The 18,503-nt window shown below is 73.5% G+C and carries 15 protein-coding genes; 8 read left to right on the forward strand and 7 right to left on the reverse strand.

From position 1 onward, the window contains the following. Positions 1-2 precede the first annotated feature (2 nt). The 4 genes from xdhC to ABZ128_RS04305 all read right to left on the reverse strand — a co-directional run bounded on the left by xdhC (position 3) and on the right by ABZ128_RS04305 (position 5,745). Positions 3-854 carry a xanthine dehydrogenase accessory protein XdhC gene (xdhC, locus tag ABZ128_RS04290; protein WP_356845946.1) on the reverse strand — a complete coding sequence of 284 codons (852 nt, stop codon included), beginning with the start codon at positions 852-854 and terminating at the stop codon, positions 3-5. Further along, on the reverse strand, positions 847-3,246 hold the full coding sequence (gene xdhB / locus ABZ128_RS04295; protein WP_356845947.1) for a xanthine dehydrogenase molybdopterin binding subunit: 2,400 nt from the start codon (positions 3,244-3,246) through the stop codon (positions 847-849). The genes xdhC and xdhB overlap by 8 nt, the downstream gene beginning before the upstream one ends. After that, positions 3,243-4,751 (reverse strand): FAD binding domain-containing protein, encoded by a 1,509-nt coding sequence (locus ABZ128_RS04300; protein ID WP_356845948.1) that lies wholly within the window; start codon positions 4,749-4,751, stop codon positions 3,243-3,245. The genes xdhB and ABZ128_RS04300 overlap by 4 nt, the downstream gene beginning before the upstream one ends. Before the next feature lie 586 nt (positions 4,752-5,337). After that, positions 5,338-5,745, reverse strand: coding sequence for a TipAS antibiotic-recognition domain-containing protein (locus ABZ128_RS04305; RefSeq protein WP_356845949.1), 408 nt, complete (start codon positions 5,743-5,745; stop codon positions 5,338-5,340). A 488-nt stretch (positions 5,746-6,233) separates the two neighbouring features. Here ABZ128_RS04305 and ABZ128_RS04310 point away from each other — a divergent pair, with 488 nt between their 5' ends. From ABZ128_RS04310 to ABZ128_RS04320, 3 genes are all read left to right on the forward strand, one after another. Further along, positions 6,234-6,656, forward strand: coding sequence for a YciI family protein (locus ABZ128_RS04310; RefSeq protein WP_356845950.1), 423 nt, complete (start codon positions 6,234-6,236; stop codon positions 6,654-6,656). Beyond that, the gene (locus ABZ128_RS04315) at positions 6,649-7,794 is read left to right on the forward strand and encodes a DUF6596 domain-containing protein (protein ID WP_356845951.1); all 1,146 of its coding nucleotides are present in this window, start codon (positions 6,649-6,651) and stop codon (positions 7,792-7,794) included. Before ABZ128_RS04310 ends, ABZ128_RS04315 begins: the two co-directional genes overlap by 8 nt. Before the next feature lie 118 nt (positions 7,795-7,912). Beyond that, positions 7,913-9,148 carry a molybdopterin molybdotransferase MoeA gene (locus tag ABZ128_RS04320; RefSeq protein ID WP_356845952.1) on the forward strand — a complete coding sequence of 412 codons (1,236 nt, stop codon included), beginning with the start codon at positions 7,913-7,915 and terminating at the stop codon, positions 9,146-9,148. A gap of 92 nt (positions 9,149-9,240) precedes the next feature. Here ABZ128_RS04320 and ABZ128_RS04325 read toward each other — a convergent pair whose 3' ends face one another. Then, entirely contained in the window at positions 9,241-9,972 is a 732-nt protein-coding gene (locus ABZ128_RS04325; RefSeq protein WP_356845953.1) for a hypothetical protein, read from the reverse strand. 155 nt (positions 9,973-10,127) lie between these two features. On the opposite strand from ABZ128_RS04325, the gene ABZ128_RS04330 reads away from it, so the two are divergent. Next, positions 10,128-10,508 carry a nuclear transport factor 2 family protein gene (locus ABZ128_RS04330; protein ID WP_356845954.1) on the forward strand — a complete coding sequence of 127 codons (381 nt, stop codon included), beginning with the start codon at positions 10,128-10,130 and terminating at the stop codon, positions 10,506-10,508. Between the two features lie 18 nt (positions 10,509-10,526). Here the strand turns inward: ABZ128_RS04330 and ABZ128_RS04335 are convergent, their stop codons facing one another. After that, entirely contained in the window at positions 10,527-10,862 is a 336-nt protein-coding gene (locus tag ABZ128_RS04335; protein ID WP_356845955.1) for an antibiotic biosynthesis monooxygenase family protein, read from the reverse strand. Between the two features lie 133 nt (positions 10,863-10,995). On the opposite strand from ABZ128_RS04335, the gene tsaD reads away from it, so the two are divergent. The 3 genes from tsaD to ABZ128_RS04350 all read left to right on the forward strand — a co-directional run bounded on the left by tsaD (position 10,996) and on the right by ABZ128_RS04350 (position 15,508). Further along, on the forward strand, positions 10,996-12,066 hold the full coding sequence (tsaD, locus tag ABZ128_RS04340) for a tRNA (adenosine(37)-N6)-threonylcarbamoyltransferase complex transferase subunit TsaD (RefSeq protein WP_356845956.1): 1,071 nt from the start codon (positions 10,996-10,998) through the stop codon (positions 12,064-12,066). Positions 12,067-12,497: 431 nt separating this feature from the next. Further along, positions 12,498-14,921, forward strand: coding sequence for a SpoIIE family protein phosphatase (locus ABZ128_RS04345; RefSeq protein ID WP_356845957.1), 2,424 nt, complete (start codon positions 12,498-12,500; stop codon positions 14,919-14,921). A gap of 35 nt (positions 14,922-14,956) precedes the next feature. Then, a complete protein-coding gene (locus ABZ128_RS04350) occupies positions 14,957-15,508 on the forward strand; it encodes a hypothetical protein (protein WP_356845958.1) in 552 nt (183 codons plus the stop codon). Between the two features lie 162 nt (positions 15,509-15,670). On the opposite strand, the gene ABZ128_RS04355 is transcribed toward ABZ128_RS04350, so the two are convergent. After that, positions 15,671-15,811, reverse strand: a complete 141-nt coding sequence (locus tag ABZ128_RS04355) for a hypothetical protein (protein WP_356845959.1) — start codon at positions 15,809-15,811, stop codon at positions 15,671-15,673. Between the two features lie 147 nt (positions 15,812-15,958). On the opposite strand from ABZ128_RS04355, the gene ABZ128_RS04360 reads away from it, so the two are divergent. Then, positions 15,959-18,499 (forward strand): tetratricopeptide repeat protein, encoded by a 2,541-nt coding sequence (locus tag ABZ128_RS04360; protein ID WP_356845960.1) that lies wholly within the window; start codon positions 15,959-15,961, stop codon positions 18,497-18,499. Positions 18,500-18,503 lie beyond the last annotated feature (4 nt).

Consider the following 18,503-nt stretch of genomic DNA (forward strand, 5'->3'; position numbering starts at 1 on the left):
TCCTACGCGCCCGGCTCCAGCCCCTCCGGATCCGGCCGGGTGCGGTCCTGCTCGAAGGTCCGCAGCAGGTCCGCCGCGACGCTCACCGCGATCGTGGCGGGTTCCTTGCCGCTGATCCCCGGCACTCCGATGGGGGTCTTGATCCGGGCGATGGCGGCCTCGTCGTGGCCGCCCTCGGTGGCCAGGCGCCGCCGGAAGCGGGCCCATTTCGCGTCCGAGCCGATCAGCCCGATCGATCCGAGACCCGCGGTGCGCAGAGCGGCGTCGCACAGTGCTGCGTCCTCGGCGTGATCGTGGGTCATGATCAGGACGTGGCTGCCGGGCGGCAGCTCCGCGAGCACCTCCTCCGGAAGCAGCGGTGCGTGGTGCACGTGGATCTGCGCCACCGCATCCGAGAGCACGCCGAGCCGTTCGTCGGCGAGCACGTCGGGACGGGTGTCGATCAGGTGCAGATCGAGGTGGTGGCGGGCCAGGATGCGCGCCAGCTCCAGCCCGACGTGCCCGACGCCGAAGATCGCCACCGCCTGGACCACCGGAAGCGGTTCGAGCAGTACGCCGACGGCTCCGCCGCAGCACTGCACGCCGTGTCGGCTGGTGACCTTGTCGTTGAGGGCGAACTCCATCAGCTCCGCATCCGCATCGGGCGCGCCGATCAGCTCGCGGGCCCGATCGATGGCGACGGCCTCGATGTTGCCGCCGCCGATCGAACCCCAGGTTTCGGACGTGCCCACCACGAGTTTGGCCCCGGCCCGGCGGGGCGCGTGGCCGCGCACGGTCGCGACGGTCACGAGCACGCCGGGCTCCCGGCGGGCTCGCAACCGCGCGACCGCGGACACCCAGGTCGTGTCAGGCATTGCTCAAAGCGCTCGCGTCGGTGGGGGCCTCGCCGCCGCTGTGCGCGTGTCCGCCCCGCTGCGCGCCGGCTTTGCGGGCTGCCTCGACCGCCCAGTACACCGCCTCCGGTGTCGCGGGGGAGGCGAGCTCCACGCTGACTCCGGCGGGGCCGAAGGCGGCGGCGGCCTGCCGCAGCGCTTCCCGTACCGAGAACGCCAGCATCAGCGGCGGCTCACCCACCGCCTTGGACCCGTAGACCGCGCCCTCCTCGGTGGCGTTCTCCAGCAGCCTGACGTGGAACTCCTCGGGCATCTCCGAAAAGCTCGGCAGCTTGTAGGTGCTCGCCGCCCGGGTCAGCAGCCGGCCGCGGTCCGGCCCGTCACCGGTGTCCCAGCGCAGGTCCTCCAGCGTCAGCCAGCCCGCGCCCTGTACGAAACCACCCTCGACCTGACCGATGTCGATCATCGGGGAGAGGCTGTCGCCGACATCGTGCACGATGTCCACCCGACGGATGCGGTACGCGCCGGTGAAGCCGTCCACCTCCACCTCGGTCGCGGCCGCGCCGTACGAGAAGTACTTGAACGGCGAGCCCTTGAACGCCTTAGCGTCCCAGTGCAGGCCCTCGGTCCGGTAGAAGCCGGCCGCCGACAACTGGACCCGCTGGAAGTACGCGGTGCGCACCAGGTCGTCCCAGGCCAGCTCCTCGCCGCTGCCGAGGGCGCGCGCGACGCCCCCGACGATGCGCACGTCCGAGGCGTTCGTACCCAGCTGGGTGCCGGCCACCTCCAGCAGCCGCCCGCGCAACTGCTCGCAGGCGTTCTTCACCGCCGCACCGTTGAGGTCCGCGCCGGAACTGGCGGCGGTGGCCGAGGTGTTGGGCACCTTGTCGGTGCGCGTCGGGGCCAGCCGCACTTTGTGCAGCGGGATGCCCAGCGTGGTCGCGGCCACCTGCAGCATCTTGGTGTGCAGGCCCTGGCCCATCTCGGTGCCGCCGTGGTTGATCAGGACCGAGCCGTCCTTGTAGATCAGCACCAGCGCGCCGCCCTGGTTGAAGGCGGTGAGGTTGAACGAGATCCCGAACTTGATGCCGGTGACCGCGAGCGCCCGCTTGGTGTCCGCGTGCGCGGCGTTGAAGGCCTCGATCTCGCGCTTGCGGTCGGCGATGCCGGCGTCGGCCTGGACCTGACGCCAGGTGGTGGAGATCCGTTCGGGATGGGTGACCGGCTGACCGTACGGCGTCGCATGGCCCTCCCGGTAGAAGTTGCGCTCCCGCAACTCCATGGGATCCAGGCCGAGCAGCGGTGCGCACCGGCCCATGATGTCCTCGATCACCAGCATGCCCTGCGGTCCGCCGAAGCCGCGGAAGGCGGTGTTGGAGACCTTGTTGGTCTTGGCGATGCGACCGGCGATGCGGGCGTTGGGAATCCAGTACGTGTTGTCGATGTGGCACAGCGCGCGGGCCACCACCGGCTCCGACAGGTCCAGGCTCCAGCCGCCGTCCGCCGTCAGCGTGGCGTCCAGGGCCTGGATGCGGTCCTCGGCGTCGAAGCCGATCTTCCATGTGGCGTGGAAGCCGTGCCGCTTGCCGGACATGGTCAGGTCCTGGGTGCGGTTGAGCCGTACCCGGACCGGGCGGCCGGTCAGCTTGGCACCGAGCGCGGCGACGGCGGCGAACCCGTGCGGCTGCATCTCCTTGCCGCCGAAGCCGCCGCCCATGCGCAGGCACTGCACGGTCACCTCGTGGCTGTGCAGGCCGAGCACGTGCGCGACGATCTCCTGGGTCTCCGAAGGATGCTGGGTGCTGCTCTGGACGAACACCTGCCCGTTCTCGTCGATCAGGGCCAGCGCCGCGTGCGTCTCCAGATAGAAGTGTTCCTGGTCGGAGAACTGGAACTCGCCGGTGAACACGTGGGCGGAGTCGTCGAAGCCGGCGTCGACGTCGCCGGTCAGCATCACGGGCCGGGCGCCGTGGAAACTCCCGGCCGCGATCGCGTCCTGGAGCGTGATCAGGGAGGGCCGTTCGTCGAGTTCCACCTCGACGGCGGCCGCTCCGAGCCGCGCCGACTCCAGTGTCTCGCCGAGCACCCAGGCGACCGCGTGGCCGTGGAACATGACCTCTTCGGGGAAGAGCGGCTCGTCGTGCTTCATCCCGGCGTCGTTGACGCCGGGTACGTCGGCGCCGGTCAGCACGCGCACCACGCCGGGCACGGCGAGCGCGGGCCCGGTGCGCAGCGCCGTGATCCGGCCGTGGGCCTTCATGACCTGGACCGGGTGGGCGTGCAGCACGTCCTTGGTACGGGAGACCAGGTCGTCGGTGTAGAGCGCGGTGCCCGTGACGTGCAGGTGGGCGCTCTCGTGCGGCATGGAAACGCCGACGACGGGCTGATCGGGGCGCTCGGACAACTGGCTCATGACGACACCGCCTCGGTGGTTCGTGCGTACAGCTTCAGCAGGCTCTGGCCGAGCATCGCGGAGCGGTACTCGGCGCTGGCGCGGTGGTCGTCCATCGGCGTGCCCTGGGCCCGCAGCACCAGGGCCGCGGCCTCGACGGTCTCCGCCGACCACGGCCTGCCCTCCAGGGCCGCCTCGGTGGCGAGGGCGCGGATCGGGGTGGCGGCCACGCCGCCCAGGCCGATGCGTGCCGTGCGGACGATGCCGTCCTCGATGTCGAGTGCGTAGGCGACCGCCACGCTGGAGATGTCGTCGAAGCGCCGCTTGGCGATCTTGTGGAAGGCCGTGACCGGTGACAGCGGCAGCGGGATGCGCACCGCGCGGATCAGTTCGCCGCGGCGGCGCACGCTCTGCCGGTAACCGGTGAAGTAGTCGGACAGGGGCACCTCGCGCTCCCCGTCGGTGTCGGCGAGCACCACCGATGCCTCCAGCGCCAGCAGCACCGGCGGGCTGTCGCCGATGGGGGAGCCGGTACCCAGATTGCCGCCGAGGGTGGCACTGTTGCGGATGAGCCGGGACGCGAACTGCGGGAACAGCTCTGCCAGCAGCGGGACGCCGCCGTCGAGGCGGCGTTCGATCTCGGTGAGCGTCAGTGCCGCCCCGATCTCGATGTGGTCGGATGCGACCCGCAGCGCCCGCAGTTCGGGCAGCCGGTCGACGGCCACGACACAATCCGCCCGGCGCGAGCGGATGTTCACCTCCACGCCCCAGTCGGTGCTTCCGGCGACCACCACCGCGTCGGGCCGCTCGCGCAGCAGCTCCAGCGCTTCGGACAGGGTGCCCGGCCGCAGGAACGCGCTGCCGTCGTGGGTGTATGCGGTGGCGACCGGTGCGGGCGGGGCCTGCTCGCGACGCTGCGCCAGGAGGTCGTCCTCGGTGGGCGTACCGACGGCGAACGCGGCGTCGCGGATCGGGCGGTAGCCGGTGCAGCGGCACAGGTTTCCGCTCAGCGCGTGCAGATCGAAGCCGTTCGGACCGTGCTCGGAGTCCGCGCTCCCGGCGCTCCCGGCTGGTTCCGCAGCCGGTTCGGCAGCCGAGTCCGCGTCTGCGTGCGAGTGCGCGCAGCGGTCGGGCCGGTAGTACTCGGCGGCCATGCTGCAGATGAATCCCGGTGTGCAGTAACCGCATTGGGAGCCGCCGCGGACCGCCATCTCCTCCTGCACCGGGTGCAACGTGGGCGGGGTGCCGGGCTCGCCGGCGGTGGCGAGCCCCTCGGAGGTGACGATCTCCTGACCGTCGAGCGCCGCCGCCGGGAGCAGGCAGGCGTTGACCGCCACCCAGTCGGTGGGCTTGTCCACCCCGGGACGGGCCACCAGGACCGAACAGGCTCCGCATTCACCCTCGGCGCAGCCCTCCTTGGTGCCGGTGAGGCCGCGCTCGCGCAGAAAGTCCAGCACCGTGGTGTGAGGTGCGGACGGTGAGAGCGGTACTTCTTTCCCGTTGACCGTGATCCGCGCCGCTACCACGGCAGATCCTCGTTTCGGTGCGCGGTCGATCTGATGGTCCTAGTCGCCATGTCGAGAGCTTTCTGTTTCGGGTGGCGCAGCGCGAGAACCCGGCACGTGATCCGGCACGCAAAGAGACGTGCCGCAGCCGGTGAAAGAGATCGGAAGATGCCGGGGCCGCAAACGGGCACACCGGGAAAGGGGGCTGTTCAGCAGCCGTGTGCTACACGGCCCGGAGCCCAGGCGGTCTCGTGAGCGAGGCGACGCACGTCGGAGATGATCGACATCCGACTTCGCCTCCTTTCATGAACTCACGAACCGGTGCGGCCGAAGCTACGACGCCGCAGGTCCATCGGTCAAGCCGACGTGCGGACCGTGCGCCGTGCCCGGCGCAGCCGCCCGCGGCCGGCTCCGCGGCCCGCCGGGGCCGGCGCCGCACTGTCGGAGTCGAACATTCGGCTGGAGCCACATCAAGCCGGAAGCCGAGACCGGACTACGGCGAGGCGGCCCCGGGGCGACGGATCCGGACACGCCGCGCATGCGACCGGGCCGGCGGCCGCCCGGTCCGGACGCACCCGCCCATGCATGTCCCGACCGTGTCGCCCGACTACGCCGAAGCCTCGGCCCCTGCGCTGGGGGCGAACCCGCTCCCGTGCTCGGCGAACACCCTGATCGCGGCGCCCAGGAACTCCACCATCCCGGGGTGGTAGGAATCGTGGAACGCCCTCATGGCCTCGTCCTCGGCGTAGAAGAGCGACATGCCGACGTAAGCCTCCCTGGAGGGGGTGTAGAACCGGCTGACGATGTCGAAGTGCCTGCGCACGAGCTCCTGGATCTGCTGGTCTCCGGGCAGGGAGCCGCCGTCCAGGAAAGCCGTGATCTCCCGGTACAGGACGTCCCAGTCCTGGTGGACCCGCTCCCTGTCCACATGTTCCCAGTCGTTGGTCCCGGCAAGGCTCTTCGCCTGCTCCTCGGCCAACGACCGGCGGCACTCGTCCTCGTAACTGTTCCCCACGGCCCCGGTTCCCCTCGTTTCGTCACCTCTCCGGTGGATCCCCAAGAGGCCGCCGACATGTCGACGTCGACCGGCCGCCGATGATCAACTGCCGGTCCAGGCCGAACGGTGACACACAGCCACCGGGTCGGCAAACCATTTCCCGGACCCTCCGGCGCTCCGTCCCGGTCAGCCGGGCGGCGGAAAGGCGCAGCTCGAACGGCGCGCCGACCCAGACGGGGTACACGGCTGCGCCCGGGCCCCGCGCGGAACCGGGCTCCGGCCGGCCAGGATGACCAGGCCCTCGACCCCGCCGAGATCGGCCGTCCCCATCCGTGGGACGGACGTGTCGCACGGCGCCGACCCTGGGAACGACCAGGCACCTGCGCGCCGCACACCGCGATCGGACACGGAAACTGGCCGGACGGCGATGTCGAGAATCCGCGGCCTGCTCCGTCCCCGTGGTGAAAGCGGCCACAATGGCTCGCACCAGCCCGAGGAGAGACACCATGGCCAAGTACCTGCTGCTCAAGCACTACCGCGGCGCCCCGGCCCCGGTCAACGACGTGCCCATGGACCAGTGGACGCCGGAGGAGATCTCGGCGCACATCCAGTACATGAACGACTTCGCGGCCCGGCTGGAGAAGACCGGCGAGTTCGTCGACGGTCAGGCGCTCGCCCCCGAAGGCGCGTGGGTCCGGTACGACGGCGAGGGGCGCCCGCCGGTCACCGACGGCCCGTTCGCCGAGACGAAGGACCTCATCGCCGGCTGGATGGTCATCGACGTCGACAGCTACGAGCGCGCCGTCGAGCTGGCCGGGGAACTGTCCGCTGCCCCCGGCGCGGGCGGGAAGCCGATCCACGAGTGGCTGGAGGTGCGTCCGTTCCTGTCCGCACCGCCCACCGTTCCGGAGTGCCTCGTCCATGGATGAGGCGCTGCTCCGCAGCCTCACACCGAGCGTGCTCGGGATCCTCGTCCGCCGCGGAGCCGATTTCGCGGCGGCCGAGGACGCCGTACAGGACGCGCTGGTCGAGGCGGTCCGCGTCTGGCCGGCCGACCCTCCGCGGGATGCGAAGGGCTGGCTGGTCACCGTGGCCTGGCGCAAGTTCCTCGACGCGACCCGGGCGGACGCCGCCCGCCGCCGGCGTGAGGACCGCGTCGAGGAGGAGCCGGAGCCCGGCCCCGCGCCCGCCGTGGACGACACGCTCCAGCTCTACTTCCTGTGCGCCCACCCGTCACTGACGCCGTCGTCCGCGGTCGCCCTCACCCTGCGCGCGGTCGGCGGGCTGACCACCCGCCAGATCGCCCGGGCCTACCTGGTGCCCGAGGCGACCATGGCCCAGCGGATCAGCCGGGCCAAGCGCACCGTCTCCGCCGTGCGCTTCGACCAGCCCGGCGACGTCGCCACCGTGCTGCGCGTCCTCTACCTGGTCTTCAACGAGGGCTACTCCGGCGACGTCGACCTCGCCGCCGAGGCCATCCGGCTCACCCGGCGGCTCGCCGCCTCGATCGACCACCCCGAGGTGGCGGGGCTGCTCGCCCTCATGCTGCTCCACCACGCCCGGCGCGCCACCCGCACCGCGTCCGACGGCAGCCTGGTGCCGCTCGCCGAACAGGACCGCGACCGGTGGGACACCGCGGCGATCACCGAGGGCGTCGCGATCCTCCAGGCGGCCCTCGCCCGTGACCGGCTGGGGGAGTTCCAGGTCCAGGCCGCCATCGCGGCGCTCCACGCCGACGCGCGCACCGCCGAGGAGACCGACTGGGTGCAGATCGTCGAGTGGTACGACGAGCTCGTGCGCCTGACCGACAGCCCGGTCGTCCGGCTCAACCGCGCGGTGGCCGTCGGCGAGGCCGACGGACCGGGCGCCGGGCTGGCGGCGCTCGCCGCGCTGGACGACCGCCTGCCCCGTCACGCCGCGGCGGCCGCGTACCTCCACGAGCGCGCCGGCGACCTGGAGACGGCGGCGCGGCTCTACGCGGAGGCGGCCCACAAGGCACCCAACCTCGCCGAGCGCGACCACCTGACACGCCAGGCCGCCCGGCTCAACGCCCGCCGCGGCCGCTGACGGGGGCGGCCCTCCGCGAAGGGCCTCACCTCCGCGGTCCGCGGACGGTGAGCGGATCGGAGCACCCCGGCAACCCTCCTGGTGACGCCCGGAAACGCCGCGGGGCGAAGGTCGGGCCATGCCTCCCGCGACCGTCACCGCCCCGTCCGCCCCTGCACCCGCCCCCGCATGCACACCGGACGCGCCGGTACGGCACCCCACGGTGTCCTGGGCACGCGCCCGGATGCTGGCGCACCGTGCGCCGGGGCCGGCGGCCCCCGTCGCGGTGGCCCTGGCCGACGCCGCGGGGCTCACGCTGGCGCGGGAGTTGCGCGCCCTGCAGCCGATCCCGTCGTTCGACACGGCCGCCATGGACGGCTACGCGGTGGCGGGCCCCGGTCCCTGGCGCGTCCGCGGGGCCGTCCGGGCGGGTGCGGCCTGGACGGGTGTGCTGGGCCCGGGGGAATGCGTGGAGATCTCCACCGGAGCCCCGGTCCCGGCCGGGGCGTGCGCCGTGCTGCCGCTGGAATCGGCGACGGCTGGTGGCGGTGACCGGGTTTCGGGCCCGGCGCTGCCGCCCGGTCGGCACATCCGGCGGACGGGCGAGGACTCGCCGGCCGGTGGGTGTCTCGCGCCGGCGGGCACCAGCATCGGCCCGGCGCTGGTCGGGCTCGCCGCTTCCTGCGGCCACGACACGCTGGAGGTACGGCCGCGGCCCCGGGTCGGCGTGCTGATCACGGGGGACGAGCTGGACCACGCGGGCCGACCGGGGCCGGGGCGGGTCCGCGACGCCCTCGGGCCGCTCCTGCCGGCCCTGGTCGCTGCCCTGGGCGGCGAGACCTGCGGGGTCCGGCACGTTCCCGACCGGCCGGCGGGGCTGCTGGCAGAGGCCGTCCAGGCACAGCGGGACGTCGACGTCGTGGTGGTCACGGGGTCCACCTCCGTCGGCGCCACGGACCAGCTGCGCCGTCTGCTGGACGACTCCGGCGCCCGCATGGTCGTCGACACGGTCGCCTGCCGCCCCGGACACCCCATGCTGCTCGCGGAACTCGACCCGGGCCGCTGGGTGGTGGGGCTGCCCGGGAACCCGTACGCCGCCCTGGTCGCCGCCCACACACTGCTCGGCCCGCTGATCGCCGGCCTGTCCGGGCGCACCCTCGGTGCCCTTCCGCAGGTACCCGTCACCGGCCAGGTGCGGCCCGCGCCCGGAGTGACCCGGCTGGTGCCCGCCACCTGGGCCGGGCCAGGAGTGAGGATCACCGAAGGGCACGGCGCGGCGTTCCTCCGGGGGGCCGCCGTGGCCGACGCGCTCGCCGCGATCCCGCCGGACTGGACTGACGGCGACCCGGTGCCGCTGCTCCTGACCCCCAGCTGACGGGCCCGGTCACACCAGCCCGAGCACTCCCGAAGCGGTCGCGCGTACGATCACCGGCGACCTGCGCGTACGGTCGCAGGCGGCCCGCGGTGTCAGGCGGCCGAGTCCCAGGCCGTCGTCAGACCCTCAAGCCAGGCGGGCGGCAGCTCGGCGGCGTCCCACTCCTCGCGCAGCGCCGACGGCTCCGTGACGAGGCGTTCCAGTACGGCGATGCCGGTGGGGGAGTGCAGGAGGGAGTAGCGGCCGTGGATCGCGATGGCGCTGCCGGGCCCGTACTCCGCGTACAGCCGCTCCAGCCGTGCCCGGTGGGCCGAGGCGAACCGCGTCAGCCGGCCCGCGTACCCGGTGCGTTCCCGGGTGCTCATCGTGCCGAGGACGGCGGTGAGCACCTGCTCGGATACCTCCGGATCCAGGTCGGAGACCTCGGCGAACGAGGGGTAGAGGGTCCCCACGGCCACCTTCGCCCGCTCCAGCTCCATCCTGCCCACCGGACGTCGGGCCTCCGGGGAGCCCTCCGACGGATCGGCGCCGACCACGTCCCGCAGGGCCCGCTCGGCGAGGCCGGCGAGTTCGTCGGTGACGGCGTGCGCGCCGTCGAGCCAGCCGGACGTGTAAGGCTCGCCCTTCTCCGTCGGGGCGTTTTCCCCGCTCGCGCGGAGCTCCGTGTGCGCGACGGCGAGCGTGCCGGCCTGGACGAGTCCGATCAGCTCCTCCGCGTGGTGCGGGTGGACCCCCGCCCGGCCCAGGAGGTGGACGAGTGTCGCCTTCGCGTTCTGGACGCTGACCGCGTCCAGCTGCCGTAGCCCTTCCCCGGCGGGGTTCATGGGGTCCTCCTCGATCATTGGGGCGCCGGAGCGAGCCTACGCAGGAGGGCCCGTGCGTTCAGCCCTTCGCGGGCGATTCCCGGCTCGCGCCCGGCCGGCCCGTGACCGGCGCGGTGCGGCGCGCCGGGGCCGGGGGTGAGCCTACGGTGGCGCCCATGACCGATCCCGAGGAGAACAAGGCCACCGTCAAGGCCTTCTACGACCTGATGTTCAACCGCTGCCGCCCGGCCGAGGCGATCGAGGCGTACGCCGGGGAGACCTACATCCAGCACAACCCGCACGTCGGCGACGGCAAGCAGGCGTTCATCGACTACTTCGAGCGCATGGCCGCCGAACACCCCGGCAAGCGCGTCGAGTTCAAGCGCGTCTTCGCCGAGGGCGACCACGTGGTCCTGCACTGCCACCAGATCTGGCCCGAGGAGGAGTACGCAGGCATCGACATCTTCCGCCTCGACGGCGACGGAAAGATCGTCGAGCACTGGGACGTCCTCCAGGCCATCCCGCCCACCTCGGAGAACGACAACACCATGTTCTGACCCGGGCGGCGGGACCCCTCAGGGCCTGGGGTGGTGGGAGGCCACGCGGAACAGACGGGGCCGGACGTCGGTGGCGATCACGGCCGCCTGGTCCATGTGCACCCGGGCCTCCGGATCGGCCAGCATGGCGCGGTAGTGGTCCTCGCTCTCCCATTGCGCGTAGTTGACGACGCTCTCCCCGTCCTGGCTGGCGTGGAAGTTGGCGCAGATGAAGCCGGGCCGGTGCTTCATGGTCGTCTCGGTCGCGTGCGCGAGCAGGTCGATGAGCTCCTGCTGCCGCTCGGCGGGGACCGTGAAGACGTTGATGAGCGTGGCGACGGGGCGGCTGCTGTCGATGCTTGCGGTGACGGTCATGAGGTCGTTGCCTGCCTTGGCTGAGGGGATGGTGGCACTGCCGTGCGGCGGACGCGGAGAACGGCCCGGTCCGGGGCCCGCGCTTATTGCACATATATTGCAGTTGCGGCTAACAGGTAGAAGGAGGCGCGCTGTGGGCGGACCGGTGGTGCTGGGGATCGAGTCCTCGTGCGACGAGACCGGGGTGGGAATCGTGCGGGACGGCAAGCTGCTCGCGCACGTCGTGGCGAGCAGCATGGACGAGCACGCGCGCTTCGGCGGGGTCGTGCCCGAGATCGCCGCCCGCGCGCACCTCCAGTCCTTCGGCCCGGTGGTCCGGCAGGCCCTGGACCGGGCCGGGCTGCGGCCGAGCCGGATCGACGCGGTCGCCGTCACCACCGGACCCGGCCTCTCGGGCGCCCTCCAGGTGGGTCTGGCCGGCGCCAAGTCCCTCGCCTACGCGGCCGGCGTGCCGCTGTACGGCGTCCACCACCTGGCCGGGCACGTCGCCGCCGACACCCTCGAACACGGCCCGCTGCCCGCACCCTGTGTGGTGCTGATCGTCTCCGGCGGCCACACCTCCCTGCTCCTCGTACGGGACCTCGTACGCGAGCCGATCCTGCACCTGGGCGACACCCTGGACGACGCGGCGGGGGAGTGCTTCGACAAGGTGGCCCGGATCCTGGGCCTGCCCTACCCGGGGGGACCCGCCATCGACAGGGCGGCGCGGGAGGGCGACCCGCGGGCGGTGGTCTTCCCGCGCCCGCTCACCCGCCCGGGCGATGACCCGTACGCCTTCTCCTTCTCCGGCCTCAAGACGGCGGCGGCCCGCTGGGCCGAAGGCCACCGGCTGCGCGGGGAGCGGCTCCCCGTGGCGGACGGGGCGGCCGCGCTGCAGGAGGCCGTGGCGGACGTGCTGACCCGCAAGGCGCTCGCGGCGTGCCGCGCGTACGACGTGAAGACGCTGATCGTGGTCGGGGGCGTGGCGGCCAACTCGCGGGTCCGCGCCCTGGCGGAGAGGCGCTGCGCCTCCGCCGGCATCGAACTGCGCGTCCCGCCCCTGACCCTGTGCACCGACAACGGCGCGATGATCGCCGCCGTCGGCGACCTGCTGGTCCGCTCCGGCGCAGAACCGGCCCCGCTCGACGTGTCCGTCGACCCCTCGGCCCCGCTGGAGTACGCGGCCCTGACCCCTCTCGCCCGCCCGGCCGTCCGGGCCGCCTGAACCGCTCCCGGATGCGAGCCCGGCCGGGCACCGGGGGTGCTGCCGTCCGGGGGTGCCCGGAGGCCGTCCGGATGCGGCAGCGGCGCGGGGAGGGGCATCCTGGCTGTGTGACCGGGAGAGAGGCGTGACCCGGGCGCCGGACCACGGCGGAGGCGTTCCGTACGAGCCGGCCGTCCGCCGTGCCCGTGCCGAGGCGGGCGCGCGGCGCCGCCCCCGGCCGGGCTCCTGCCGCGCGCGCTCCGGCGCCGGTCCCGAGCGGTCCCCGGACACGGCGCCCTCCGTCTGCCGTGCCTCCAGCGGTGGCGGGCGGCTCGGAGCGCCGTCGGCTCCAGGAGTGCGGCGCGAAGCGCCCGCGCGTCGTACGGGCAACCGCCGGCGGGCGTCGCCCGGCCCCCGGTCGCACGCCGGCCTGCGCAGTGGGGGGAGGCCTCATGAGCGAGATCCCCGGCTTCGATGAACTGCAGGGCCCGCTCGACGTGTCCCGGGCGGCCATGGCGGTGCTCGACGGCGAGGGCCGGGTGGTGGGCTGGAGCCCGGCGGCCTCGCTGCTGCTGGGCTACCCGGCGTCGGAGGTGCTCGGCCGGGAATTCGCCGGGCTCGTGACCGACGCCGCGGCGCCCGAACTCCTGCCCGGCCTGCGGCGCGTGCTGCGGCTGCGCCACCGCGACGGGCACGGGGCGCCGGCCGCGGTGGCGGTCCTCGCCCTCTCACCCGGCGCCGGGGAGCCCGCAGGCGCAGGGCCGCGGCCCGCCCGGCTGCTCGCCATGGCGGACGCCGGCGAGACCGGGCAGTGGAACGCCCTGCAGTCGATGCTGCGCGGGCTGGCCACCCAGTCGCCGGTCGGCCTGGCCATCTACGACACCCGGCTGCGCGTGGTGTGGACGAACGCAGCCCTCTACAAGGAGATGGGGCCCGCCGAGTACGCGGGAGTCGGCCCGGACGACATGGTCACGCACGGGGTGGTCGTCTCCCCCGGCATGCCCGGCACGCTGGAGGAGGTCATGAGCCGGGTGCTCGCCACCGGCGAGCCCGTGATCGAACTGCACTACCGGGGCCGTCCGCCCTCCGCCCCCGGCCGCGACCACGTCTGGTCGTGCTCGTACTACCGGCTGGAGGACCCGGCCGGAACACCGCTGGGCGTGTGCGAGGAGACGGTCGACATCACCGCGCGCTACCTCGCCCAGCAGCGCCTTGAGCTGCTGGTCCGGGCAGCCCGGAGCGTGGGCACCACGCTCGACATGCACCGCACGGCCCGGGAGTTCGCCGCCGTGACGACCCCGGCGTTCGCCGACGCGGTCACCGTGGACCTGCTGGAGACGGTGCTCCACGCCGACCGGCCGCGCAGCGTCGCCGTCCCCGACACGCGGATGGTCCGGGTATGGCCCCCCGGGGAGCGTCCCGGCCAACACCCCGGCGCCGGCCGCCCCTTCGCCGAAGCCCGGCCCCCGGCCCCGTCCCCCGCTCCCGGGCGCCGGGTCCACGAGCCGGACCTGCTGACCGTACCGCTCCGCAGTGAAGGGACCGACCTGGGCATTGTCTGCTTCACCTGGGAGCACCGCACCAACCCCTTCGACGAGGGCGAACTGGCCGTCGCCGACGAACTCGTGGCGCGGCTCGCGGTGTGCGTCGACAACGCCCGCCGCTACGCCCGCGAGCACGCCGCCGCCCTCCTGCTGCAGCGCAGCCTGCTGCCCAGGCTGCTGCCCCAACTGTCCGCCGTGGAGCTCGCGTACCGCTACCTCCCCGCGGACAGCCGGGCCGGGGTGGGCGGCGACTGGTTCGACGTCATCGCCCTGTCGGGCACCCGGGTGGGGCTCGTCGTCGGGGACGTGGTCGGCCACGGCCTGGGCGCCGCCGCCACCATGGGCCGTCTGCGGACCAGCGTGCGCGTGCTGGCCCGGATGGACCTCGCCCCCGACGAGGTCCTCGCCCGGCTCGACGACCTGGTCACCCAGGGCGCCGACGAGCGGGCCGCGGCGCGCATCGAGGGCGAGGAGCTGCCGGAGGACGAGGCCCTCGGCGTGACCTGCCTCTACGCCGCGTACGACCCGGTGGCCGGAACGTGCACGATGGCGCGGGCCGGGCATCTGCTGCCCGCGATCGTGGACCCGGACGACGGCACGGTGACCTTCCCCGAACTGCCGCCGGGACCGCCGCTGGGGCTGGGTGGCCTGCCCTTCGAGTCCGCGGAGGTGACCCTTCCCCCGGGGAGCCTGCTCGCCCTCTTCACCGACGGCCTCGTGCAGGGCCGCGACCGCGACCTCGATGAGCAGATCGAACTGCTGAGCGCCGTCCTGAGCCGGTCGGGCCGGCCCCTGGACGACCTGTGCGACGAAGCCGTCGGGGCGCTGCTGCCGCGCCCGGCCGAAGACGACGCCGCCCTGCTGCTGGTCCGCACCCGGATCCTCGGCCGGCAGCAGGTGGCGGTGTGGGAGCTGGAGGCCGACCCCCAGGCCGTCGGCCGGGCACGGGCCGCGGCCTCCGCCCAGCTCCGGGCCTGGGGGCTCGACGACCTGGTGTTCACCACGGAGCTCGTGGTGAGCGAACTGGTCACCAACGCCATCCGCTACGCCGCGGACGGCCCCGTCCAACTGCGTCTGATCCGCGATCAGACGCTGATCTGCGAGGTCTCCGACAGCGGCCACACCTCACCGCACCTGCGGCACGCGGCCAACGACGACGAGGGCGGCCGGGGCCTGTTCATCGTGGCGCAGACGACCCAGCAGTGGGGCACCCGGTACACGTCCACCGGAAAGATCATCTGGGCCGAGCAGGCCATGCCGTCGGTGAAGCGGCCGACGACTGAGGGCCTCCCGGCCCGGCCGGATTCAGGGGATGGTGATCGATTGCTATAGCGTGCGCACGTCAAAGAGACGTTCACGCATGCCTCATGGGGGACTCCCGTATGACCTATCCGCCGCAGCCCGGCCCCGCCGCCCCGTACGGCCAGCCCGGCCCGTACGGCCAGCAGCCGCCGCAGGGGTACCCGCCCCAGCCGGGTTACCCGCAGCAGCAGGCCCAGCCCCCGTACGGCGCCGCGCCGCAGCAGATGTACCCGCCCCAGCAGCAGTGGGCGGCCCCGCCTCCGCCGGCGCCGTCCCGGAGCGGGGGCATCGGCTTCCTGAAGATCCTGAAGATCATCGGTGTCGTCATCGCCCTGATCGTCGTCGCCGTCGGCTACTTCCTGAGCCGGGACGACGCCGACCAGGCGAAGGTCGGCGACTGCATGAAGAACAACGGGTCCATGGCCAGCCCTGACCTGCAGGTGGTGAAGTGCGGCAGCACCGGGGCCACGTACAAGGTGGTCGAGGTGATACCGGGCACGCTGGACTCCGCCCGGTGCGAGGGCAAGGCGGACATCGGCTACCACGAGCAGACCAGCGGGTCCCGGCGCCGGTCGGGCAAGCAGTTCGTGCTCTGCCTCAACGAGATCAAGAAGTAGGCGAACGGGGCCGGCGGGGGCGAAGCCGCCGCAGCCCGGCCCCGCCCCGCCGCGCGGACCCGGTGTTGTTCCACCGCCCTGGTGACGGCCGCATGGGTCGACGTCGCCGGCCGGTTCGCGTGGCGGGTGTCCTCGCGCCGGCGGGCTCGCAGGGCTACGAGTTCAGGCTTCCACGAGCCCGACCAGCCAGTCCACGGCCGCGCGGACCAGGCCCGCCAGCGCGGCTCCGGCGACGGTGGCGGAGAGCCGGCCGTCACGGCGACGGCGACGGCGAGGGCAACGGTGGTGACGGGTACGGGACATGGCGGACCTCCTGGGTTCGTGCGGCCTGGTGCGCCGCTGTGCCGGGCACCCCAGAACACCCCGTGGCGGGGGGACTTGGGCCAAGCCCAGGAAATTGGCGGAAGTTGGCGCGTACCGTCGTTGCGGAAGCAGCACGAGGGGATGCGTATGGCCGGCGAGGACGAGGCGGGGCGGCAGGCGGCGCGCGAGCGGGGCGCGGAGGTGCTGCGGGATCTGCTGGCGCGGGCCGGGAACCCGGCCCCGGCGGAGCTCGCCCGTCGCTCGCAACTGGCGGGGCAGCCGATCTCCGATCAGAGCATCAGCAACCTGCTCGCAGCCAGGACCGCGGCCCGGACCCGCACGGTGGAGGGGTACATCGCGGCCTGCCTGCACCGCCAGGGCGACAACCCGAAGCTGGCCGGTGAGCGCGGGTCGGCCGGTTACTGGAGGGACCGGTTCGAGGACGCCTCGGGCCGCCGCGTCGATCCGGAGGCCGGGTTGGTGCGCATCGGCAGGCCCCCCACGGCCGCGGACGCGTTCGTGGAGCGCCCCGAGCTCGCCCCCGTGGCCGAGGCGGTCGAGGCCGGCCAGTCGGTGGTCCTCACCCACCGGCGCGGCGACCCCGTACGGGAACGGGTGCTGTCGGGGCTGGGCGGGGTCGGCAAGACCCAACTCGCCGCCCAGTACGCACGTCAGGTCTGGCAGGACCACAGCCTGGAGCTGATCATCTGGGTGTCCGCGCGCGACCCGTACCAGGTCGTCAGCAGCTACGCCCAGGCCGCGGCCCGGCTGCTGGGCGCCGATGCCACCGAGCCGGAACAGGCCGCCGCCCGGCTGATGGAGTGGCTGTCGGTCACCTCGCGGCCGTGGCTGATCGTGCTCGACGACGTCCAGCTGCCGACCGAGGTGCAGCCGTGGTGGCCCGAACCGACCGAGGCCGGCCAGGTGATCGTGACCACCCGCTACCGCGGCGAAGGCCTGTGGCGCGAGGGGCGGCGGGTCGTCGAGGTCGGCATCTACAGCGCGCGGGAGGCGCAGGAGTTCCTGCTGCACAAACTGGCCCGTCACCCCCGCCTGTGGTCCGGCGACGTCCCGGGCGCCACACCGGAGCAGCAGGTGGCCGCGCTGGCCGAGGACCTGGGGCGGCTGCCGCTGGCGTTGTCGCACGCGGCCGCCTATCTGATCCAGGAGGGGAAGACGGTCGAGGCCTACCGCGCGGAGTTCGCCGAGTACCGCACCCGCCTGGAGGACCTGTTCCCCCGGCCGGCCGAGTTCCCCGACCCCTACCAGGACCCCGTGGAGACCACGTGGGCGATCTCGCTGGACCTGGCCTCCCGGCTCGTGCCCGGTGGGGTGGTGCCCGCGGTGATGCTGCTGGTCTCGTTGCTCGACCCGGCCGGGATCCCGCGCGACCTGATCACCGCGGACACCACCGCCCACCACCTCGCGGAACTCATCGGCCGGGCCGTTCCGGCGCAGGAGGTGGGCAAGGCCTTACGGGTGCTCCACCGGCTGAACCTGCTCACCGACGACGAGGACGACCGGTGGCGCGAGGTGAAGGTACACGCCCTCGTCCAGCGCGCCACCAGGGAGGCGGCGCGGCGGGACCCGGCGGGGGCCGAGACCTGGCGCGGCCGGGTACGGGCCGTCGCCGACGCCGTCGTGACCCGGGCGAACGAGCGGTTCGAGGCCGGCCTGCAGGAGTCGCTGCGGCTCAACGCCCGCGCCCTGGCCGGTCACGGAGGCGCGGCGCTGTGGGACCCGGACGGGCACACCCTGCTGTACGGCATGGGGGAGAGCCTCGGCCGCCACGGGGACGTCCGCGCGGCGGCCGCCCACTTCAAGGAGCTGGCCGTCACGGCCGCGGACCATCTGGGCGCCGACCACCCGGACACCCTGCTCGCCCGCGCACACCACGCGACCTGGCTCGCCGCGTCGGGGCATCCGTCGCTCGCGGCGCAGGAACGGCAACGGGTGATCGCCGACCGCATCCGCGCCGGTGGTGAGGACGACCCCCAGCACCTCAACGACGTGGCCAACCTCGCCACCCACCTCGGCGAGGCCGGCGATGCGGCGGCGGCCGTGCGCGCCTTCGAGGACGTCGTCGAGCGCCGCACCCGGATCCACGGACCCGACCACCCCGAGACCCTGGTCTCCCGGGCGAACCTCGCGCGGTGGCGCGGGGAGGCCGGGGACATCCCCGCTGCGATCAGCGCGCTGACCGAGCTGGTCCCCCTGTGCGAGCAGGCCTTCGGTGTGAACACCGCCGAGACGCTCAACGCCCGCAGCAACCTCGCCAGTTGGCGTGGCGAGCTGAATCCGGCAGCGGGCCTCGCCGAGCTCCGGCGGCTGCTGCCCGCCAAGGTCCGGGTGTACGGCGCCGCAGACCCCCGGACCCTGGCCACCCGGCGCAACATCGCCACCCTGCTGGGCCAGAGCGGGCACATCGCCCACGCGGTCGCGGAGTTCACCGTACTGATCGCCGACTACGAACGGTTCCTCGACGCCGATCATCCGGGAGCCCTGTCCGCGCGCAGGGACCTCGTCGAGTGGCTGATCTCCGCCCGCGACCTTCCCCGCGCGCTGCCGCTCCTGCGGGAGCTGCTCGTGGACCAGACCCGGGTGCTGGGTGCCGGCCACCCGGACACGGCCGGCACCCGCGATTTCCTGGAGACGATCGAGCGCATGCTGCGCCGCTACCGGCGCTGACACC

The sequence above is a fragment of the Streptomyces sp. NPDC006326 genome (assembly GCF_040612915.1).
Taxonomy (GTDB): Bacteria; Actinomycetota; Actinomycetes; order Streptomycetales; family Streptomycetaceae; genus Streptomyces.